This is a genomic window from Microvirga sp. BF8, from assembly GCF_059888585.1.
On record NZ_CM187619.1, the window covers coordinates 1,905,618 to 1,925,951 of the forward strand.

The following is a 20,334-nucleotide window of genomic DNA, read 5'->3' on the forward strand; positions in this document are numbered from 1 at the left end:
GAAGAGGCCGTCCCGGTGGCCTCCGGTTTCACCTTGGAGATGCAGGCGGTGCCCCTTCTTCAGGATGAGGGCGGAAGGTCAGAACAGGGCTTTCGGGCCTTTCGAAAAGGTTTCAGAACGGTTTTTCAATGGTCGCGCATTCCGTTAAGTCCTCGAATTCCCGCCCGCCGGTCCCCGGCGCCCGCATCCTCATTGTCGAGGCGCGCTTCTACGACGATATCGCAGACGAGCTCCTGCGCGGGGCGATGCAGGCCGCGGATGCGGCGCAGGCCAAGGCGGACATCCTGACGGTCGACGGCGCCCTCGAAATCCCCGCGACGATCGTCATTGCGCTGGACGCCGCCGAAAGGGCCGGCCGGCCCTACGATGCAGTCGTGGCGCTCGGCTGCGTCATCCGGGGCGAGACCGGCCACTACGATATCGTCGCCGGAGAGAGCGCCCGTGCGCTCATGGACCTGTCGATGTTACGCCGCCTCCCGCTGGCGAACGGCATTCTGACCGTCGAGAACGACGAGCAGGCTTGGACCCGCGCGCGCGTCAACGAATTGAATAAGGGCGGGGGAGCGGTGGACGCGGCCCTCGCCGTCCTTCGCATCCAACGAAAAGTCGAGGAGGCCTGATCATGGCGAAGCCCGCAGAGCGTTCGGCCGCCCGCCTCGCAGCCGTGCAGGCCCTTTATCAGATGGATGTGTCGGGCAAGGGCGTCATCGATGCGCTCGCAGAATTCGAAGCCTTCTGGATCGGTCGAGAGGTCGAGGGCATCGAGTTTCAGCCGTCCGATACGGATTTCTTTCGCAACATCCTGTCCGGCGTGGTGGAGAACCAGCGCGCCATCGACGTGAAGGTCGACAAGGCCCTGGCCGCCGGATGGCCGCTGAAGCGAATCGAGGCCGTCCTGCGGGCGATCCTCCGGGCCGGGGGCTATGAGCTGATGTTCCGCAAGGATGTTCCCGCCCGCGTCGTGATTACGGAATACGTCGACGTTGCTCACGGGTTCTATGACCAGGACGAGCCGGGTCTCGTGAACGCGGTCCTCGATACGCTCGCCCGCGACGTGCGCGCCGGCGAGCTGGAAAAGAAGAGCGCCGCGCAGACGAAGCGCTAGCGCTGACGAAGAGGCAGGTCGGTTCATGACATCCGCGCCGCGCCCTTCCGAGGACATGCTCATCGCCCGCTTCTTCGCGCCTCTCGCAGCGTCTGGCGGGCTCGGCCTGAAGGACGATGCCGCCTGCCTGACACCCACGCCCGGACACGATCTCGTCCTGACGACCGATGCGCTTGTCGAAACGGTCCACTTCCTGCCCGGCGACCCGCCGGACGCCGTCGCCCGCAAGGCGCTCGGCGTCAATGTGTCCGACCTTGCCGCGAAAGGCGCCGATCCCGTCGGCTTCCTCCTCAGCCTGGCTCTGCCCGGGGATTGGACCGAAGCCTGGCTATCCGATTTCGCGGATGGACTCGGCGACGCGGCCCGCGAGTTCGGCTGCCCGCTCCTCGGCGGGGATACTGTGAAGGCGAGGGGAGCCCTGACCCTGTCGGTCACGGCCCTCGGCGAGGTACCGACCGGATCCATGGTGCCGCGCACCGCCGCGCAACCTGGCGACATTCTCTGCGTCACCGGCACCATCGGGGATGGCGCCCTCGGGCTCGATCTGCGGAAGGCTCCGCCCTGGGCCACTCATCTCGACCCCGGAGACACGGCCTTCCTCGCCGACCGCTATCTGCGGCCCCAGCCGAGGCACCGCCTTGCGGCGGCGGTGAGGACCTACGCCCGGGCGAGCATGGACGTGTCGGACGGACTTGCCGGGGATCTTGCCAAGATGCTGCGCGTGAGCGGCGTTTCGGGGATCGTCGACCTCGATCGTGTTCCTCTGTCGCTGGCTGCGAAAAAGGCCGTGAAGGCCGAGCCCGATCTCCTTGACCGGATCGTCACCGGTGGGGATGACTACGAAATTCTCTGTGCCGTGCCGGAAAAAAATCTCGACAGTTTCTGTGCCGAGGCCGATAGGTGCGGCGTCAAGCTATCCGCCATCGGTCGAGTCGTTCCGGGTCATGCCGCGCCGGTCTTTCGGATGGGAACGCGCAAAAGACGGTACGATGTCGGCTCCTTCTCTCATTTCTGACTCCGCTGCCGTGCCGGCTGCGGATGGTCTCGCGAAGCGGAATGCCCTTGTCCTCGCCTGCGCACAGGCCCTGGGCGGCGCCAATCCGGCCATCGTCGTCTCCCTCGGCGGGCTCGTCGGGCAGGTTCTGGCGGAGAACAAGGAACTGGCGACGCTTCCGGTGAGCCTCACCAATCTGGGACTCGCGCTGGGCACGATCCCGGCCGCCATGCTGATGCGGCGGATCGGCCGCCGTGGCGGCTATGTCTGCGGAGCAGCACTCTGCGTTTTTGCCGGCTGCCTCGCGGCCTTCGGCATCGCCTCGGCGAGTTTTGTCATCTTCTGTCTCGGCACCTTTCTGTCCGGGTTCTACGGCTCCTTCGTTCAGAGCTTCCGCTTCGCGGTTATGGATACGGCGTCCGACGCCTTCAAGCCGCGGGCCCTTTCCTGGGTCATGACCGGCGGACTGGCGGCCGGGATCATCGGGCCCCAGACGGTGATCTGGACGAAGGACCTGATTCCAACTGCTCCTTTTTCCGGAGGCTTTCTCGGCCAGGCCGGCCTCGCGCTCCTGTCCCTCGTGGTCGTGTCGTTTCTCAGGCCAGCGCCCGTGGCGGCAGCGTCGAGGTCGAGCGGCAGCAGCGATACCGGGCGGCCGCTCTCGGAGATCATGCGGCAGCCACGTTTCGTGGTCGCCGTTGCGGCGGGCCTCGTCTCCTATGGCCTGATGAGCTTCGTCATGACGGCGGCGCCGCTGGCCATGATCGGATGCGGCCATCCCGTCGGGACTGCGGCGCTGGGCATCCAGTGGCACATCCTCGCCATGTTCGGGCCGAGCTTCTTCACGGGTCGCGTGATCGGCCGTTTCGGCAAGGGGACCGTCACTGCGACGGGACTCGTGCTCATCGCCGTCGCGGCGGCACTCGGACTGTCAGGCCTGAGCATCGCCCATTTCTGGGGAACGCTCATCCTCCTCGGAGTCGGGTGGAATTTCGGTTTTATCGGCGCGACGTCTCTCGTGACCGACTGCTATCGGCCGGAAGAACGGACGAAGGTGCAGGCCGCCAACGATTTCCTCGTCTTCGGATCGGTCGCCATCGCGTCCTTCTCGTCGGGCAGACTGCTCAACGCGGGGGGGTGGGAGAGCGTGAACTGGCTCGTATTCCCCCCCGTGATCGCCGTCCTGCTCCTGCTCGCGTGGCAGAAAACCCGGAAAGTTTCCTTCCCGGCCTGAAGTCTTCCTGTGAGTCATTCGGAAGTTGCGTTGCAGCCTGCTTGGAATTTTGGCAGCGTTTACGAACTTCGCTGGGGGTAAGGGCCGGTCAAGGCCGAAATACAGGCTTTGATCGTGGCATTCTGATTCCCATAACAAGGATGGCACAATGGCACTTACCCTTATTATTTTGGGCGGCCTACTTTCGCTAGCTTATGGCCTCTGGGCCATCAACGACGTGATGAAGCGCGACGCCGGCTCGCAGCGCATGCAGGAGATCGCAGCCGCGATCGCCGAAGGCGCGAAGGCCTATCTCCGACGGCAGTACATCACCATCGCCATCGTCGGCGTGGTGTTGTTCGTCATCATCGCCTATCTGCTCGGGATCCGCGTGGCCTTCGGCTTTGCGATCGGTGCCATCCTCTCAGGGGCCGCGGGCTTCATCGGCATGAACGTATCGGTCCGTGCCAATGTCCGCACCGCCCAGGCTGCGACCCAGTCCCTCGGCGGCGGCCTCGATGTCGCCTTCAAGGCCGGTGCGGTGACCGGCCTGCTGGTGGCGGGCCTCGCCCTTCTCGGCGTCGCCCTGTATTTCGGCTACCTGACGCGGATCGCAGGGCTTCCCTCCGGCAGCCGCGAGGTGATTGACAGCCTGGTGGCGCTAGGCTTTGGCGCATCCCTCATTTCCATCTTCGCCCGCCTTGGCGGCGGCATCTTCACCAAGGGCGCCGACGTGGGCGGCGACCTTGTGGGCAAGGTCGAAGCCGGCATTCCGGAGGACGACCCGCGCAATCCGGCGACCATCGCCGACAACGTGGGCGACAATGTCGGCGACTGTGCCGGCATGGCAGCGGACCTCTTCGAGACCTACGCGGTGACGGTCGTCGCCACGATGGTTCTCGCTGCGATCTTCTTCGCGGGTCAGCCGATCCTCGAATCGATGCTGCTGTATCCTCTCGGCATCGGCGCCGCCTGCATCGTGACCTCGATCATCGGGACGTTCTTCGTGAAGCTCGGGCAGAACGAGTCGATCATGGGCGCCCTCTACAAGGGTCTGGTGGTCACCGGCATCCTCTCCATCATCGCCATCGCCCTCGTGACCTACTTCACGATCGGGTTCGGACCGGTCGCGGGGACGTCCTATACGGGCCTTTCGCTGTTCTGGTGTGCGGTCGTGGGACTCGCCGTGACGGCTCTCATCGTCGTGATCACAGAGTACTACACGGGCGTCGGCTTCCGGCCCGTCCGCTCCATCGCCCAGGCCTCGGTCACGGGACATGGAACGAACGTGATCCAGGGGCTGGCTATGTCCCTCGAGTCGACGGCGCTTCCGGCGCTCGTCATCATCGCCGGCATCATCGTCGGCTACACGCTGGCGGGCCTGTTCGGCATTGCCATCGCGGTGACCGCCATGCTGGCCCTGGCCGGCATGATCGTCGCTCTCGATGCTTTCGGTCCGGTTACCGACAATGCGGGCGGTATCGCGGAAATGGCGGGCCTGCCGAAGGAGGTGCGCAAGTCCACCGATGCCCTCGACGCTGTCGGCAATACAACCAAGGCCGTCACCAAGGGCTATGCGATCGGCTCGGCTGGCCTCGGCGCGCTGGTGCTCTTCGCCGCTTACACGTCGGACCTGAACTACTTCACGCAGAATGCGGCTACCTATCCGTATTTCCAGGGCGTGAAGCCGGACTTCTCCCTCGCCAATCCCTACGTGGTCGTCGGCCTGCTCTTCGGCGGCCTCATCCCGTTCCTGTTCGGCGGCATCGCCATGACGGCGGTGGGACGTGCGGCGGGAGCGGTGGTCGAGGAGGTGCGGCGGCAGTTCAAGGAAAAGCCGGGCATCATGGCCGGAACCGAGCGTCCCGACTACGGGCGTGCGGTCGACATGCTGACCCGCGCGGCGATCAAGGAGATGATCGTCCCGTCGTTGCTCCCGGTGCTTGCGCCCATCGTGACCTATTTCGTGGTCTATGCCATTGCCGGCAAGAGCCAGGCCTTCTCGGCCGTGGGCGCGATGCTGCTCGGTGTGATCGTCACCGGTCTCTTCGTGGCGATTTCCATGACGTCCGGCGGCGGTGCATGGGACAACGCGAAGAAGTCCTTCGAGGACGGTTTCACGGACAGCTCCGGCACGACGCACCATAAGGGTTCCGAGGCTCATAAGGCCTCCGTCACCGGCGACACCGTCGGCGACCCCTACAAGGACACGGCGGGCCCCGCCGTGAACCCGGCGATCAAGATCACCAACATCATCGCCTTGCTGCTGCTCGCGATCCTGGCGCATTCCTGATCGCACCCAGAACGTCAACGAAAGGGCCCCGCGGTTCGCGCCGCGGGGCCTTTTCGTTTCCGAAATCTGTTTCGCCGGTCTCATCCTGACGAAGCGGCCGGTTCCCGGTGGGGCGGGAAGGACCGCATTCTCGCGGAGGGCCATGGGCCGGGCAGGGCGCCGGCCGGCACGACGGAACTTGATCCGCAGGACGCGACGTATTATCGAGAGGCACGGTCCGCAGTTCACCGAGGCATCGCCGCCCTGACAAGGGCACGCTAAACCTGCCATTTCTCATCTCGACGGACACCACTCTCCCGTGCCGCGTCGGAAGGGCGATCACCGGTCATCCCGCGTCGGATAGGCACGACAAAGAGGGATAGGTCATGTCCAGAACGGCTCTGCCATTTTTTGCTCACGATATTTCCGCCGTCGCGCGGTCCCTGCGCCAGCAGCTTGCCGGTCAGGAGGCTCCGCCCGGCCACGTGGAAATGCTCAACATGCTCGCGCGCTCCGTCGGGCATCGCAATTTCCAGCAGCTTCGGGCCCAGATTGCCGCCTATGATCGGCTGAACGACCAGCCCGTCGCGGCGGAGGCGGTTGATTTCCGCAGGCTCGAGCGCCTGGCGCGATGCTACGATTCCGAAGGGCGGTTGGAGCGGTGGCCCGCGAAACGCAGCGAACGGGTGATTGCCTTGTGGGTGCTGTGGTCACGCGTGCCGGCAAAGCAGGATCTCTCCGAGCGGGAGGTCAACGAGCATCTGCAGACCCAGCATTGCTTTGGCGACCATGCGCTGCTGCGCCGCGAACTCTGCGATCTCGGCATGGTGGAACGCACCCGCGACGGCCGGATCTACCGCCGCGTGGAGCAGCCGATGCCAGCGGATGCCCAGGCGATGACGCGGCTCCTGAAACAGCGGCTGGGAGCCGGCTGAGCCTGTAGGGAAGGCTCTCCGATCTGTCGCGTTCCACCTCAAAGAAAAGGCCGGGCGATGCCCGGCCTTGTCGTTCCATTCCGGCGGAAGGATCAGACCCCGAACGGGTTGAAGTTGTTGGTTCCGCGCAGGAGCTGGCCCAGGAAACTCGATTCCTGGCCGCCGGAGGGTGTCGTCCGGGAAATGAAGTCGAAGACCTTGCCATCCTGTAGACCGTAGAGGGCGACCCGTTCCACCCGGAGGCCATTGTCGAAATAGACCGCCATGACCTTCTGATCGACGATCTGCTCTCCCATGAACTGGAAGCGGCGGCGGGAGGTCTGGCTGATATAATACCAGTTCTTGTTGCCGACGGTGGATACGGTCGAGGGTGTGCCGAGCGTGGTGAGCACCTGTTCGGCGCTCATGCCCTTCTTGACCTGGCTGACGGTCTGCTCATCCACAAAGTAACCGCGATGGAATTCTTCTCCGCCCATGCAGCCAGCGAGGGATGTGGCCAGGAAAGTCGCTGCCGCCAAGCGCACGAAGAGAGTGTGATATCGACGCATCGTAGGGTTCTTCCAGGATTGTGGCGCGGACAAGCTTGCGCCTTTGGACGGTGATGGCGTAACCCGGTGTCACGTGTTTGACAAGGCGGGAAGGCCCAAAGCAGTGATCTTCAGTCTCTTTCGGCGGGATCCTCGGCGCATCCTGATCGCGTCGCTTTATGAGCGGGTCGCCAACGCCTCGCGCGCTCCGGGCCTCTATGCGGAGCTTGGCATTCCGGATACCCTGGAAGGCCGTTTCGAGTCCCTGTCGCTCCATATGGTTCTGACCCTACGAGCCCTGCGCCGCCTTCCACCTCCGGCCGATGACGTGGCCAAGGACCTGACGGATGCGTTCTTCAAGGACCTGGACGCGTCCCTGCGGGAGATGGGAACGGGGGATACCGTTGTTCCGAAGCGAATGAAAAAACTCGCTTCCTCCTTCTACGGCCGGGCTCACGCCTATGATCTTCCCTTGGAAGAGAAGGACGAGGCCGCCCTTGCCGAGGCGCTCGGGCGAAATGCCTGTGGAGCCGATACGCCGGCCTTTTCCCTCGCGCGCTACGCGCTGGCGGCCGACAGCGACCTGACAAATTCGGATCTTGCCGCGATTCTGGAGCGGGGACCCGTGTTTCCGAAACCCGAAACCTTTGCAGGGGAGGAGCGCCATGACGCCTGAAGCCGTAGGTCCACTGACCCGGATCGTCGATGTCGTGAACATTCCACCGGCGGGCAAGCATGTTCATGTGGAGGCGTCCGACGAGGAATGCCGGGCTCTGGCCCAGGATTTCGGGATGCCGGGAATAGAATCCCTTTCCGGCGACTTCAACCTGACCACCAGCGCCAAGGGCGTCCATGTGACGGGGACGGTAAAGGCCACGATCACCCAGATCTGCGTCGTGAGCCTCGAGCCCTTCGATTCGACCATCGAGGAGGACGTGGAGGTCGATTTTGCGGAGACCTCGGGGATGCCTCCGGAGCCGCCGACCGAGATGCATGAATACGAGCCGCCGGACGAGATCGTGAATGGGCAGATCGACCTCGGTGCCCTAACGGCCGAGTTCCTGGCCCTGGGCCTCGATCCGTACCCCCGCAAGCCCGGAATCAGCTTCGACTACAAGGATCCCAGGGACGCCAAAGATTCGCCCTTCGCGGCTCTGGATACCTTGAAGGAGAAGGACTAAATGTCCGGTCAGGCGATGAAATCGTCGCCTTGAGACAGACCCCGGCCAAGGAACAGAATTCGGTTGCGGTGCCCCCGCAAACCGCTATTTTCCGCCCGCGTCGTACGAATTTTCAGAAAGATTTGACCGCCCATGTCCCAGCCAGTCCGGATTTCGCTTGATGCGATGGGCGGCGACCACGGCCCCTCCGTCGTCATCCCGGGGGCCGCATTGGCCCTCGAGCGTCACCCCGACGTCCGGTTTCTCCTGTTCGGGAACGAGCAGGTCCTCACGCCGATCCTCAACGGCTATCCGGCGCTCAAGGCAGTGACTGAGATCCGCCATACCGAAATCGCCATCGGCATGGATGAAAAGCCGAGCCAGGCGATTCGCATGGGCCGGGGCCGGTCCTCGATGTGGAAGACCGTGCAGGCCGTCCGGGACGGAGAGGCGGACGCGGCGGTTTCGGCCGGCAACACCGGCGCATTGATGGCCACCGCAAAGATCTGCCTCAAGACCATGGCTCATATCGAGCGCCCGGCCATCGCGTGCATGTGGCCGACCCTGCGTGGCGAGAGCATCGTGCTCGACGTGGGCGCAACCATTGGCGCTGATGCGGGGCATCTGGTCGACATGGCCATCATGGGGGCTGCCATGGCCCGCATCGTCTTCGATCTCGACCGCCCGACCGTCGGGCTGCTCAACGTGGGGACCGAGGAGATCAAGGGCATCGAGACCGTCAAGGAGGCAAGCCGGATTCTCAAGGAATCAAATCTGGCCCATCTCGATTACCGCGGATTCGTGGAAGGCGACGATCTGGGCAAGGGCACTGTCGATGTGGTCGTGACCGAGGGCTTCACCGGCAATATCGCACTGAAGACGGCTGAAGGCACGGCCAAGCAGATCGCCGAATATCTCCGCTCCGCCATGAGTCGGACCCTGATGGCCAAGATCGGGTATCTTTTCGCGAAGCAGGCCTTCGACGCTCTCAAGGACAAGATGGATCCGCGCAAGGTCAATGGCGGCGTGTTCCTTGGCCTGGAGGGAGTGGTGGTGAAGAGCCATGGGGGAACCGACACTCTCGGCTTCGCCAGCGCCATCGACGTCGCCTATGACATGGCGCATTTCGAATTGATGAAGACAATCCGTGCCATGCTCGAGCATGATCCGGTCGAGCAACAGGCCTGAGGAAGGCACATCTTGAAACGCATCCGTTCCGTTGTGCGTGGCGTCGGCTCATATCTGCCGAAGCGTCGCGTCACGAATTACGATCTCGAGAAGCTGGTAGAGACTTCCCACGAATGGATCGTGCAGCGCACGGGCATCGAGGCGCGTCATATCGCCGACGACAGCGAGACGACGTCGATCCTCGGCATCAAGGCCGCGGAGGCGGCGCTCGCCGACGCGGGCCTGACGCCCGATGATATCGACCTCGTCATCTGCGCCACGTCGACACCGGACTACACCTTCCCGTCGACTGCGACCATGATCCAGAATGGTCTCGGCATGACCCACGGCGCCGCGTTCGATCTCCAGGCGGTCTGCACGGGCTTCGTCTATGCCGTGGCGACCGCCGACAAGTTCCTCATCTCGGGTTCTCACAGGCGCGCACTCGTGATCGGGGCGGAGACGTTCTCGCGTATCCTCGATTGGAAGGACCGTACCACCTGCGTTCTCTTCGGCGACGGCGCCGGCGCGATCGTGCTCGAAGCACAGGAAGGCGAGGGCACCTCGGCCGATCGGGGCGTGCTGACGTCGCACCTGCGGTCCGACGGCCGCTATCGCGAGAAGCTCTACGTGAACGGCGGCCCGGGATCCACGAAGACCACAGGCGTGCTCAAGATGGAGGGCAAGGAAGTCTTCCGTTTCGCAGTCGGCTCGGTGACGGACGTGGTGCAGGACGCGTTCACCGCCACGGGGACGACGGCCGAGGATCTATCCTGGTTCGTCCCTCATCAGGCCAACAGGCGCATCATCACGGCCAGTGCCGACAAGCTCGGCATCGCGCAGGACAAGGTCGTCATCACGGTGGATCGCCATGGCAACACGTCCGCCGCATCGATTCCGCTTGCCCTCGATGTGGCGCGCAAGGACGGGCGCATCAAGCAGGGCGACCTGGTGATGATCGAGGCCATCGGCGGCGGTTTCACCTGGGGCAGTGCCCTCATCCGTTGGTGACACGGGAGATTTTCCCGTCATGTCAACGGTTGACCGTAAGGCCCTGTCTGCATAGCGTCTTCGGGAATTGAGCCGCAGGCAGAGCTTCCGTGCGTGGGGGATTTCGATGGCAGGTAAAACTGTGACGAGGGCGGACCTCAGCGAGGCCGTCTACCAGAAGGTCGGTCTGTCGCGAACCGAATCGGCGGAATTGGTGGAGCGCGTCCTGGCGGAGATCTGCGACAGCCTCGCCGCCGGCGAGACCGTCAAGCTCTCGTCCTTCGGATCCTTCATCGTCCGCAGCAAGGGCGAGCGTGTCGGACGCAATCCCAAGACCGGGGTCGAAGTCCCGATCGATCCGCGCCGGGTCATGGTGTTCAAGCCCTCAAATGTCCTCAAGGCCCACATCAACGGCGAAACCGCCACCGGAGAGGATTGAGGTCCGCCATGGTCGGCGGCGCCGTGGATAAGAGCCCCGATGCATTCCGCACCATCAGCGAGGTCGCGGAGGATCTTGATCTGCCGCAGCACGTGCTGCGCTTCTGGGAGACGCGGTTCGCTTCCATCAGGCCGCTCAAGCGTGGCGGCGGACGGCGCTACTACCGCCGCGACGATATCGACCTTCTCAAGGGAATCCGTCAGCTCCTGTATGGGGAAGGTTATACGATCAAGGGCGTGCAGCGCATCCTCAAGGAAGAGGGAATCCGCTTCGTCCAGGCCGTGGGCCGTGGCGAGCAGGCCGTGGCAGCCAATCGTCCGGAAACGGGCGCTGCCGAAGCCCCCGATCACGACAGGGAAGATTTTCCTCAAGAACAGCATGCTGTCGATACGCGGGCCTTCGAGCCCCGTCAGGCCGAGGCCGACTGGGAGGGGCTTCACGCGGCCCTGGACGAGTTGCTTGAATGCGACCGTGTCCTGAGCACGCTCCGAACTCCGCCGGAGCCCGGCATCAGCGAATAAGATGCCGCTTTTCTCGGCATCAGAGATTGCGTCCGGCGGATTGTCGGCTTATATGGCGCGTCAGTCGGAGCGTAGCGCAGCCCGGTTAGCGCACTAGTCTGGGGGACTAGGGGTCGGAGGTTCAAATCCTCTCGCTCCGACCATTTACTTCAAGGACTTAAGTCGGGGCCGCTCCTAGGCTCCAGGTGGCCGGACCCCTGTCGTTCTTGCCAGCCCCTTGAGGCCGACTTTCCGAAAACATGTCAGCAATTGGACGCATCGGCGTGATGCGGTCCCGATTCGGTATGGGGGTAGCGAGCCGGCCCGCACCGGCCCTGCGATCCCTAGGCCCGACGCGTCGGTGACGGCGCTCCTCGCTCCAGCGCGGCCGATTCAGCATGCTTTCTCGGGCGCGTGACGAGCCGGAAGAACAACGGCACGAACAGAACGGCGACGAACGTTGCCGCGATCATGCCGCCGACGACGCCGGTGCCGATCGAGTGGCGGCTGGCGGAGCTGGCACCGGTGGCGACCGCAAGCGGCAGGACGCCCAGGATGAAGGCGAACGACGTCATCACGATCGGGCGAAACCGCAACCGGGCCGCCTCGAGGGCGGCGTCGAAGACCGACATCCCTTCCTGGTAGCGCTCGGACGCGACCTCGACGATCAGGATGGCGTTTTTGGCAGCAAGCCCGATGAGGGTGACAAGTCCGACCTGGAAGTAGATGTCGTTCTCGATTCCGCGCAGCCAAATGGCCAGGATGGCGCCGAACACCGCAAAGGGCACGGCCGTCAGCACAGCAAGCGGCAGTGACCATCGCTCATACTGCGCCGCCAGGATCAGGAACACCATCACCAAACCGAACAGGAAGCCCTGCGCCCCGGTCCCGGCCGACTGTAGCTCCTGATAGGCCGATCCTGTCCAGCCGATGGCGTAGTCCGATGACAAGGTCTGCGACACGACCTGCTCCATCGCGGCGATCGCCTGACCGGAGGAGTAGCCCGGCGCCGGGTTGCCCTGGATTTTGGCGGAGGGGAATACATTGAACCGATCGACCACGTCCGGACCGACAATGCGGGTGGCTGTGACGAGGACGCTGAGCGGCACCAGGGCATTGGCGGCCGAGCGGACGAAGACGTGCTGCAGGTCGTTGGGAGACTGACGGAATTCGGCTTCCGACGACAGGCTCACCCGATAGGTTCGTCCGAAAAGGCTGAAATCGTTGACGTATAAGCTCCCGAATGTGCTCTGCATCGTGTCGAAGATGCTCGTGATCGGGACGCCGAGGGCCTTTGCCTTGTCGCGGTCGACCTCGAGGCTGTATTGCGGCGTGCCTGTGTTGAAGGTAGTGGACACGCCCGCGAGCTCAGGGCGCCGGTTGGCTGCCTGGACGACCTGCTGGGCGGATTGGGCGAGGCTCTCCAGGGAGCTGCCGGACCGGTCCTGGAGATAAAACTCGAACCCGCCGGTCGTGCTCAATCCGGGAATGGGCGGCGGGTTGAAGCCGATCACGATTCCGTCTCGGAAGTTCGCGTTGAGTGCCGCAAAGGCCGGGGCGAGGTTGCGGGCGTCCAGCCGGGGATCGGTCCGTTGCGACCAATCCTTGAGGGACACGAAGGAGACCCCGGCATTGGTCTTCTGTGCAATCGAGAGCAGGTCAAATCCCGCCACCGTCACCACGTTCTCGACAGCCGGGTTCCGCATGGCGCCTGCCGTCACCTGGGTGGTGACGTCGACCGTCCGGTCGAGAGACGCCGCCGGAGGCAGCATGGTCACGAGCATGACGGAACCCTGGTCCTCGGCCGGGACAAGGGCGCCCGGAACCCGCTGGAACAGCCACCACGTCGCGCCGAGCATGACGGCGACGACCATCAGCGCGACGAGGGCATGGCGCAGGAAGTAGCCCGTGCCGCTCATGAAACGTTCGGTCACCCAGTCGAAGCCGCGGTTGAAGATCCGGAACGGCAGCCAGGGTTCGCGGTGCCCGGGCTTCAACAGGAGCGCGCAGAGCGCAGGGGTCAAAGTCAGAGCCACGATACCGGAGATGACGACCGAGACGGCAATCGTGATTGCAAACTGCCGGTAGAGCTCGCCCGCGAGCCCACCAAGGAATGAGACGGGGATGAAAACCGCGCAGAGGACGAATACGATGGCGAGGACGGGGCCGCTCACCTCCTGCATCGTCTGGATTGCTGCGTCGCGTGGACTCTTGCCCTCGGTGGACATGATGCGTTCGACGTTTTCCAGCACAATGATGGCGTCGTCGACCACGATGCCGATGGCGAGGATGAGGCCGAACAATGTGAGGAGGTTGATCGAGAAACCGAGCAGGTACATGCCGCCGAAGGTGCCGACGATCGAGACCGGAACGGCGAGGATCGGGATCAGCGTCGCCCGCCAGTTTTGCAGGAACACGAAGACGACGACCACCACCAGCACGATCGCCTCTATGAAGGTCTGGATCACGGCCGCGATGGAGGCGTTGATGAAGAGCGTCGTATTGTAGGGCACGTCATAGCGCAGCCCGTCAGGGAAGCGCCGTGCAAGCCGGTCCATCGTCGCGTTGACGGCGCTCGACACCTGCAGCGCGTTGGCGCCGGGCTGGAGATAGATGCCGATCGGCACCGTCGGCGCACCGTTGAGCGTCGACACCGTGGAATAGTTCAGGGAGCCGAGTTCGACCCGGGCGACATCCCTGAGCCGCAGGGCCGCTCCATTCTCGTCGGAGCGCAGGATGATCTGCTCGAACTCGCGAGGATCGGCGAAACGGCCTTTCGTGATCGCCGAATAGGTGAAGGCCTGGCGGCCCGGCGTGGGCTCCTCTCCAAACCGTCCGGCCGCGAACTGAGCGTTCTGGTCGCGGATGGCCGCGGCAATGTCGCCTGGAGTAAGGCCCAGTTGGGCGACCTTGTCGGGGCTGAGCCAGATGCGCATCGAATAGTCGGAGGCGCCGAAGAACGAGGCGTCGCCGACGCCGGGCGTGCGCCGCAGCTCGTCGATGACGTTCACGAGAGCATAGTTGGAGATATAAATGGGATCGTAGCGGCGGTCGGGCGATGACAAAGCAACGAGCTGCAGGATCGAAGTCGACCGCTTGGCGACGGTGACGCCCTGCCGCCTTACCTCCTCGGGCAGGACCGCCGTCGCGCGCTGGACGCGGTTGTTGACGTTGATCGTCGCTTGATCTGGATCTGTGCCGGTCTGGAAATAGACCGACAGGCTCATGGTTCCCGAACCGGTTGAGGTCGATTGCATGTAGATCATGCCCTCGACTCCGTTGATCTGCTGCTCAAGGGGCGCCGCCACGGTCTCACCGATCGTCTGGGCGCTTGCTCCCGGATATGTTGCCGATACCACGACCTGGGGCGGCACGATTTCCGGATACTGCGCAATCGGCAGCGCCCTCATGGCGAGGAACCCCGCGAGCACGATCACGATGGAAATGACCGAGGCGAAGATCGGGCGATCGATGAAAAACCGCAGCATCAGGGACGAGCTCCTGGCTGACCGTTCTGGGTCTTTGCATTCTGCGCAGCCTGCGGCTTGGTCTTCACCGGGACCGGTCGGACGGGCTGGCCCGGCCGGACGCGGATAACGCCATCCACGATGACACGCTCGCCACCCGTCAGCCCGTCTCGAACGACCCATCCCGCCGCGAGATCGGGTCCCAGGCGGATCGGACGGACCTGAGCATTCCCATTTTCGCCGACCACATAGACCGAGGGACCCTCCGGGCCCTGGCTCACGGCTTCGTGCGGGACGACAATGGCGTTCGGGAGCGTGACGCCCTGAAGACGCACCCGGACGAATTGTCCCGGCAACAGGATCCCGTCCGGGTTTGGAAAGACGACCCGCGCCTGGACCGTCCCGGTCTGTGGATCGACCCGCTGGGCAGCCGTGTCGATTGTGCCGAGATGCGGATAGGCTGCTTCCCGTGCGTAGAGAAGCTCGACCGTCAGGTCCTTTTCCGAGATCGGCTTTTCCCGTCGCTCGTTCAGAGCCCGGAACGCTCGGCCCTCCTCGTTGGTGAAGGAGAAATTCACATAGGCCGGGTCGAGCTGTGTAATGGTGGTCAGAAGCGTCTGTTGCGCCTGGATGAGCGCGCCGACCGGCGGCGACTCCAGCGCCGTGACGCCGGCGGCGGGTGCAGTTACAGTGGTATAGCTGAGGTTCAGCTTGGCGCTCTGGACCTCGGCCTCGGCGAGATGGACGCCGGCACGGGCCTGATCCCGTTGGGAGCGAGCCTCCTGGAGCTGGACGTCCGTCGAGATGCCGCGGCGAGCGAGCGGTTCGATCCGGTTGAAGTTGTCCTCTGCCTGCGCAAGTGCCGCCTGTGCCTGTTCCAGCTGTGCCTGCGCCCGACTCAGGGCGACTTCATAGGTGGCAGGATCGATCCGGAAAAGCACCTGGTCCTGTGCAACACGGGCTCCTTCCTCGTATTCGCGCTTGAGAAGGAGGCCGCCGACCTGAGGACGCACCTCGACATCGCGGATGCCGACGACGCGGCCAGCATATTCCACCGGATACGGCACCTCGGCCGGCTGTACGACGGTGATGCCGACTTCGGGGGCAGGTGGTCCCGGCGAAGTCCGCGGCGGGACTTGCTCCCGGGGCGAACGCAGGAAAAAGAAATAGGCACCCACGGAAAGCACCAGGGCAGCCACGGCAAAGAGGATGATGCGCTTGTTCACGCTGCCCTCCGAAATTGCCAGGACGAGCATTCTCAGGTGAAAAGCCTGAGAGTGTCCAGTTGGAGCAATGCAAGCCTCCAAAAGGCAACGCACGAGCTTCAGGATTGAACAACCCAGCCGCAAAGTGAGTGGTTCCGGCGTGGCCCGTCATTCCGGGAAGGCCTCGCGGCACTCGCCGGGCACCGATGCCTTATGGATCGATGATGCAGCTGGGATGGGCGCGGGATCGGGACGGGCCGACAGGGCCCAGTCACATCTCTTCCTTGGAGCGATTGCGCTTGAGCCTCCAGTGGGCCGGCCAGAATGCGAAGATGCCGACGATCAGGGTGAGCAGCAGGAGCGCCACGACCATCTGAACCACACCGAAGTTTATGGCATCACTGGCAATGAACCATCCTGTGACGACGCCAGCGACGAACCATAGCCCCCGAACGATCCAATTGAACAATGGAGCCTCCTGCCTTGCTTGCAGAGCGCGCTTGACTGTCGCCCCTGCCTTCGGAGGATGCAAGGAGGCCGATCTCCGTTTTTATGCTGACAAGACAGGGTCTCAGGTCGGCCTGAAGTTAGCCCCATCGACTCATATCGGGCACGGGCCCGATACCGAAATCCGCAACTGGCCTGTACTCGTGGCGAATGGCCCGCTTCGCGACAATCTCGGGCAGGCTCCTCTGAAAACCAGGGTCGATGGCGACCATTGCACGGCAATTGGATTGTCCGACGGTCGTCACCTCATCCCACCTGGAGCCTGCAGACCAGGGCGTCGACGACGAAACAGCCGGGCGATGTGCTCGCGAGACCCTCAAAATCTCGGGTCTGAAGGGATGAACGAGAAAGAATAGGCCGGCGCAGCCCTGGGGCTGCGCCGGAAGGTCGGCAGTTACGGATAGGTGCAGACGTAGCGCATGCCGTTATGGGCGAGGAACGTTCCCGTGACAGGGTCGTACGAACGGTACTTCTTCGCGCAGTAGGCGGCGACGGAGGGGCTGACCGTGCCGGGAGGAGGAGGGGCAGCAGGCTGAGCCTGTGCGGAATTGGCGATGGCGCCGGCAATCAGGGCGCCGGCGGCAAGCCCAGCGACTCCGGCGGCAACGGCGGCGCCGTTGTCACGGCGGTAATACGGGCGTCCATAATAGGGCTGGCCATAGTAGTAGCCGCGGCGATAATAATATTGTGAGTAGCTTTCGTTGGGGTAGGCCTTCTGAATGTCGGGCAGGGGCGCGCGCGGCAGCATGTCCGCGCTCGCGGGCAAGGATGTCGCGAGCGTTGCCACGCTGATCAGGGCCGCAAAGAACTTGCGCATTTCTTACTCCTGGATTGCAACAGGCCGGAGTTCCGGCCATCGGGAATTTTCAAGCTTCACTATAGCCTGAAGAGGTGATCCGGCACAATTGGCCGTCCGAGGCCCCAAGGGCGCCCCGACCGAGTAAAGTCGAGAAACAGCAACGCTTTTGTGTCCCATCGCACCTTGGAGTGGTTCTTCCGCGGGTTGCGGGAAGGGGGCAAGGCTGGACGTGATTCCGGATTTACGACCCCGGTGGTGCGACCTCACGTCCGGTCCGGCCTCGCGCCGCGGCCTACTCCCGTAGTTCTCTAGGGAAGCCTTGCGGTTTCCGCTAATATTTCCCCAAAAAGTGTGATTATGTTATCAAGTTATGTGAGTGGGGCATCGATGCGCGGGTTCGCGTTGCTTCTTTTTACCATGTTCGGCTTGGCCTGCGGATCGCCCTTGCGCGCCGCGGAGGCTTTGCCTGCGCCCAACGGGCCGGTCATCCTGACGCTCACCGGCGCGATCGAGCAGACCAATGCGCCAGGGCAGGCCCGATTCGACCGGGAGATGCTTGAGGCCCTGGGAACTGCCTCCATTACAACGGGGTCGGCCTGGGCCGACCACGCGCAGGTCTTCGAGGGCGTTCCCCTCAAGGCGGTGCTTGACAGGGTAGGGGCCAAGGGGACGTCGATGACCGCCTCGGCCCTAAACGAATACAGGGTCGTCATCCCCCTCGAGGACCTCAAGTTCGCGCCGCTTCTCGCCACGAGGGTCGATGGCCGGACCCTCACGATCCGCGACAAGGGGCCGTTGTGGCTCGTCTATCCGCGGGACGATTACGTGGACCTGCTCGACATCAGGTATGAGTCGCGCTGGGTGTGGCAGTTGAACCGGTTGCATGTCGAGTGACGATGAACGCGAACTTGAAGAGTTACAGAACGGCCCTCGTCACCCTCGTCGCGATCGCGAGCATGGTCGCATGCCTTGTCTTCACCGTGGCACGGCTCATGGAGGTCGAGAGCGACCTTCGGACAGAGGATACTCATACAAATCTCTGGCAGATCACGCAGACCCAGTTCGAAGCGAGCCTGTTCGCCGAAAGCCTTGCCAGGGAAGCCGCGCATGAGACCTTCGCTGACCCGGAGGAGGCACCGGGCTTTCGCATTGCGATCCTGATCAGCCGGCTCTCGGTGCTCCTCGAAGGACCGCAGGGACACCTCGTGCAGCAATTCGGGCAGCTCAGCGATCTCAAGGCCGCCTACCTCCAGCTGACTCTGGCGGAGCCCTTGCTGCAGGAGCATCTTTCTTCCCAGGCTGTCCTGCAGCTTCGGGCTCAGGCACGGACGCTCGCCTACGAACTGCGCGATATCGCCAACAAGGTGATGATCCTCAATCGGGAGCAGGGTGCGCTGAAGCGCTCCATGTATCTGCGGGTTGTCTTCGAAGGTCTCGCCTTCGTCATCGGCATCGTCCTGAGCGCCTCGTTCCTGCTGCTGCGCCTGTTCAAGGGCGTTCACGAGGCGACGCAGGCCAAGCGCCTTCTCCGCCAGGAGCAGGAGCTCTCGGACCTCGTGATCAACAACATCAGCAATCAGGGCATCATCATCTTCGACGACCAACTCAGCTGCCTCCTCTGGAATCCGGGAATGGAGGGGCTGCTCGGACTCAACGCCGACAACACCGTCGGGCATAACCTCAAGGCGCTGGATCCGATCTTCGAGAAGTCCGGGATCGTCAGGTCGCTCACCGAGGCCATCGCAGGCACAAGTGCGATCATCGAGGATGTGGGACGCTCGCCGCATGGGCTGGAGAGGTGTCTCGAGATCAACTGCTTCCCGCTGCACATTGCCGAGCGACGCCTCGGCATTGCATTCATTCGCGATATCACCGAGCAATGGGAGGCGAGGAAGCTCGCCGAACGCCAGAACTTCGACCTTGAGATCAAGGTACGGCAGCGCACCGCCGCTCTCCAGCAGGCGGAACGTCGCCTGATCGCGGCGATCGAGACCGCACCGGACGGCTTTGCCGCCTTCGACTGGACAGGAAAGCTTCTCTTCGCCAATGAACAGATCCGCTCCGCCGAACCGGTGACGGTCTGGTGCGCGGAGGACATGACGCTCGCGACCTTCCTCCGGTGCTTCGCCATGTGCGAAGGCGCCGACGAGAGGTTGCTCGCGCATGGCAATGCCTTCGAAGATATCGAGCTCGATCTCCTGATACGGGCGGAGCACTGGGCCCATCTGTCGGTGGCAACTGTCGACGGCGGCACCATTTTCGTCCGACTGACCGACATCTCAGGCTACAAGCAGGCTGCACAGGCGCTCCAGTCGGCGCTGGACAGAGAGCGCGAGACGACGGGCGCCTACCGCAACTTCGTCTCGATGGTGTCGCATCAGTTCCGGACGCCGCTTGCCATCCTGGATTCTAGCGCGCAACGAATTCTTCGGCGGGGCCCGCAACTCACCGAGGACGAACTCGTGATCCGCGTCCAGCGGATCCGCAGCGCAACCAGTAGGCTGACCCGCCTTGTGGAAAGCGTCCTGAACGCAGCGAAGCTGGACGCAGGGCGCATTGAACTGAACCCTGCTTCCTGCAATCTCGTCGATCTGGTCTGGGATATCTGCGAGAGGCAGCGGGAACTGAGCTCCCACGCCGAAATCCGCGTTGACGTGCCCGCGATGCCGGTTCAGGTCTATTGCGACAGCATGCTGATCGAGCAGGTCGTCATCAACCTGCTGTCGAACGCGGTCAAGTATTCCGGCGACAATCCGGTCGTGGAGGTCAAGATCTGGATGGACGGGTCGCGGGCTTTTTGCTCGATCCGCGACTGGGGTATCGGGATTCCGGCGGACGAACTGTCCAAGATCTTCCAGCGCTTCTATCGGGCCCGGACAGCGACTGGCATCGCAGGGACGGGAATCGGTTTGAATTTCGCTCAGAAAATCATGCACTTGCATGGTGGCGAGATTCAGGTGGAAAGTTACGAGGCGGCCGGATCGCTGTTTACGTTCGACCTGCCGGCGTCAAACGTCGACCAATCACAACAGGCGGCATGAAAGAGGCTTTACG

At 63.5% G+C, this 20,334-nt stretch carries 19 protein-coding genes and 1 tRNA gene; 15 read left to right on the forward strand and 5 right to left on the reverse strand.

What is annotated here, in order from left to right; translation table 11 throughout:
* Positions 1-128 precede the first annotated feature (128 nt).
* The 6 genes from ribH (at position 129) to AC522E_RS09150 (ending at position 6,519) form a co-directional block, all read left to right on the forward strand.
* Positions 129-620, forward strand: coding sequence for a 6,7-dimethyl-8-ribityllumazine synthase (ribH, locus tag AC522E_RS09125; RefSeq protein ID WP_500750103.1), 492 nt, complete (start codon positions 129-131; stop codon positions 618-620).
* A 2-nt stretch (positions 621-622) separates the two neighbouring features.
* The gene (gene nusB / locus AC522E_RS09130) at positions 623-1,105 is read left to right on the forward strand and encodes a transcription antitermination factor NusB (protein WP_500750104.1); all 483 of its coding nucleotides are present in this window, start codon (positions 623-625) and stop codon (positions 1,103-1,105) included.
* A 25-nt stretch (positions 1,106-1,130) separates the two neighbouring features.
* Positions 1,131-2,120: a thiamine-phosphate kinase gene (gene thiL, locus AC522E_RS09135; protein ID WP_500750105.1), complete on the forward strand. Its 990-nt coding sequence runs from the start codon at positions 1,131-1,133 to the stop codon at positions 2,118-2,120.
* A complete protein-coding gene (locus AC522E_RS09140) occupies positions 2,095-3,333 on the forward strand; it encodes an MFS transporter (protein ID WP_500750106.1) in 1,239 nt (412 codons plus the stop codon). The genes thiL and AC522E_RS09140 overlap by 26 nt, the downstream gene beginning before the upstream one ends.
* A gap of 148 nt (positions 3,334-3,481) precedes the next feature.
* Positions 3,482-5,605, forward strand: a complete 2,124-nt coding sequence (locus tag AC522E_RS09145; RefSeq protein ID WP_500750107.1) for a sodium-translocating pyrophosphatase — start codon at positions 3,482-3,484, stop codon at positions 5,603-5,605.
* Between the two features lie 365 nt (positions 5,606-5,970).
* Complete coding sequence (locus tag AC522E_RS09150) at positions 5,971-6,519, forward strand: DUF2087 domain-containing protein (RefSeq protein WP_500750108.1); 549 nt, start codon at positions 5,971-5,973, stop codon at positions 6,517-6,519.
* Between the two features lie 92 nt (positions 6,520-6,611).
* Here AC522E_RS09150 and AC522E_RS09155 read toward each other — a convergent pair whose 3' ends face one another.
* Positions 6,612-7,067 carry an outer membrane protein assembly factor BamE gene (locus tag AC522E_RS09155; protein ID WP_500750109.1) on the reverse strand — a complete coding sequence of 152 codons (456 nt, stop codon included), beginning with the start codon at positions 7,065-7,067 and terminating at the stop codon, positions 6,612-6,614.
* A gap of 103 nt (positions 7,068-7,170) precedes the next feature.
* On the opposite strand from AC522E_RS09155, the gene AC522E_RS09160 reads away from it, so the two are divergent.
* The 7 genes from AC522E_RS09160 (at position 7,171) to AC522E_RS09190 (ending at position 11,466) form a co-directional block, all read left to right on the forward strand.
* Positions 7,171-7,722, forward strand: a complete 552-nt coding sequence (locus AC522E_RS09160) for a ubiquinol-cytochrome C chaperone family protein (protein ID WP_500750110.1) — start codon at positions 7,171-7,173, stop codon at positions 7,720-7,722.
* Positions 7,712-8,227 carry a YceD family protein gene (locus AC522E_RS09165; RefSeq protein WP_500750111.1) on the forward strand — a complete coding sequence of 172 codons (516 nt, stop codon included), beginning with the start codon at positions 7,712-7,714 and terminating at the stop codon, positions 8,225-8,227. The genes AC522E_RS09160 and AC522E_RS09165 overlap by 11 nt, the downstream gene beginning before the upstream one ends.
* A 132-nt stretch (positions 8,228-8,359) precedes the next feature.
* Entirely contained in the window at positions 8,360-9,394 is a 1,035-nt protein-coding gene (gene plsX / locus AC522E_RS09170; RefSeq protein WP_500750112.1) for a phosphate acyltransferase PlsX, read from the forward strand.
* Between the two features lie 12 nt (positions 9,395-9,406).
* Positions 9,407-10,384, forward strand: a complete 978-nt coding sequence (locus AC522E_RS09175) for a beta-ketoacyl-ACP synthase III (RefSeq protein WP_500750113.1) — start codon at positions 9,407-9,409, stop codon at positions 10,382-10,384.
* A 106-nt stretch (positions 10,385-10,490) separates the two neighbouring features.
* Positions 10,491-10,802 (forward strand): integration host factor subunit alpha, encoded by a 312-nt coding sequence (locus tag AC522E_RS09180; RefSeq protein ID WP_500750114.1) that lies wholly within the window; start codon positions 10,491-10,493, stop codon positions 10,800-10,802.
* 8 nt (positions 10,803-10,810) lie between these two features.
* Positions 10,811-11,323, forward strand: a complete 513-nt coding sequence (locus AC522E_RS09185) for a MerR family transcriptional regulator (protein ID WP_500750116.1) — start codon at positions 10,811-10,813, stop codon at positions 11,321-11,323.
* A 65-nt stretch (positions 11,324-11,388) separates the two neighbouring features.
* A tRNA-Pro gene (locus AC522E_RS09190) sits at positions 11,389-11,466 on the forward strand.
* Positions 11,467-11,646: 180 nt separating this feature from the next.
* Here the strand turns inward: AC522E_RS09190 and AC522E_RS09195 are convergent.
* From AC522E_RS09195 to AC522E_RS09210, 4 genes are all read right to left on the reverse strand, one after another.
* A complete protein-coding gene (locus AC522E_RS09195) occupies positions 11,647-14,790 on the reverse strand; it encodes an efflux RND transporter permease subunit (RefSeq protein WP_500750117.1) in 3,144 nt (1,047 codons plus the stop codon).
* A complete protein-coding gene (locus tag AC522E_RS09200; protein WP_500750118.1) occupies positions 14,790-15,995 on the reverse strand; it encodes an efflux RND transporter periplasmic adaptor subunit in 1,206 nt (401 codons plus the stop codon). Before AC522E_RS09200 ends, AC522E_RS09195 begins: the two co-directional genes overlap by 1 nt.
* A gap of 250 nt (positions 15,996-16,245) precedes the next feature.
* On the reverse strand, positions 16,246-16,443 hold the full coding sequence (locus AC522E_RS09205) for a hypothetical protein (RefSeq protein WP_500750120.1): 198 nt from the start codon (positions 16,441-16,443) through the stop codon (positions 16,246-16,248).
* 432 nt (positions 16,444-16,875) lie between these two features.
* Positions 16,876-17,298 (reverse strand): BA14K family protein, encoded by a 423-nt coding sequence (locus tag AC522E_RS09210; RefSeq protein WP_500750121.1) that lies wholly within the window; start codon positions 17,296-17,298, stop codon positions 16,876-16,878.
* A gap of 369 nt (positions 17,299-17,667) precedes the next feature.
* Here AC522E_RS09210 and AC522E_RS09215 point away from each other — a divergent pair, with 369 nt between their 5' ends.
* Positions 17,668-18,174, forward strand: coding sequence for a putative pterin-binding protein (locus AC522E_RS09215; protein ID WP_500750123.1), 507 nt, complete (start codon positions 17,668-17,670; stop codon positions 18,172-18,174).
* Positions 18,175-18,176: 2 nt separating this feature from the next.
* On the forward strand, positions 18,177-20,321 hold the full coding sequence (locus tag AC522E_RS09220) for a sensor histidine kinase (protein WP_500750124.1): 2,145 nt from the start codon (positions 18,177-18,179) through the stop codon (positions 20,319-20,321).
* Positions 20,322-20,334: the final 13 nt, after the last annotated feature.

Excerpts from the sequence above, each read along its gene's own strand:
- nusB (WP_500750104.1), top strand. The coding sequence starts at position 623 with ATGGCGAAGCCCGCAGAGCGTTCGGCCGCCCGCCTCGCAGCCGTGCAG.
- AC522E_RS09215 (WP_500750123.1), top strand. The coding sequence starts at position 17,668 with ATGCGCGGGTTCGCGTTGCTTCTTTTTACCATGTTCGGCTTGGCCTGC.
- AC522E_RS09155 (WP_500750109.1), bottom strand. The coding sequence starts at position 7,067 with ATGCGTCGATATCACACTCTCTTCGTGCGCTTGGCGGCAGCGACTTTC.
- AC522E_RS09185 (WP_500750116.1), top strand. The coding sequence starts at position 10,811 with ATGGTCGGCGGCGCCGTGGATAAGAGCCCCGATGCATTCCGCACCATC.
- AC522E_RS09165 (WP_500750111.1), top strand. The coding sequence starts at position 7,712 with ATGACGCCTGAAGCCGTAGGTCCACTGACCCGGATCGTCGATGTCGTG.
- plsX (WP_500750112.1), top strand. The coding sequence starts at position 8,360 with ATGTCCCAGCCAGTCCGGATTTCGCTTGATGCGATGGGCGGCGACCAC.
- AC522E_RS09150 (WP_500750108.1), top strand. The coding sequence starts at position 5,971 with ATGTCCAGAACGGCTCTGCCATTTTTTGCTCACGATATTTCCGCCGTC.
- AC522E_RS09180 (WP_500750114.1), top strand. The coding sequence starts at position 10,491 with ATGGCAGGTAAAACTGTGACGAGGGCGGACCTCAGCGAGGCCGTCTAC.
- AC522E_RS09210 (WP_500750121.1), bottom strand. The coding sequence starts at position 17,298 with ATGCGCAAGTTCTTTGCGGCCCTGATCAGCGTGGCAACGCTCGCGACA.
- ribH (WP_500750103.1), top strand. The coding sequence starts at position 129 with ATGGTCGCGCATTCCGTTAAGTCCTCGAATTCCCGCCCGCCGGTCCCC.
- AC522E_RS09145 (WP_500750107.1), top strand. The coding sequence starts at position 3,482 with ATGGCACTTACCCTTATTATTTTGGGCGGCCTACTTTCGCTAGCTTAT.
- AC522E_RS09140 (WP_500750106.1), top strand. The coding sequence starts at position 2,095 with ATGTCGGCTCCTTCTCTCATTTCTGACTCCGCTGCCGTGCCGGCTGCG.
- thiL (WP_500750105.1), top strand. The coding sequence starts at position 1,131 with ATGACATCCGCGCCGCGCCCTTCCGAGGACATGCTCATCGCCCGCTTC.
- AC522E_RS09195 (WP_500750117.1), bottom strand. The coding sequence starts at position 14,790 with ATGCTGCGGTTTTTCATCGATCGCCCGATCTTCGCCTCGGTCATTTCC.
- AC522E_RS09220 (WP_500750124.1), top strand. The coding sequence starts at position 18,177 with ATGAACGCGAACTTGAAGAGTTACAGAACGGCCCTCGTCACCCTCGTC.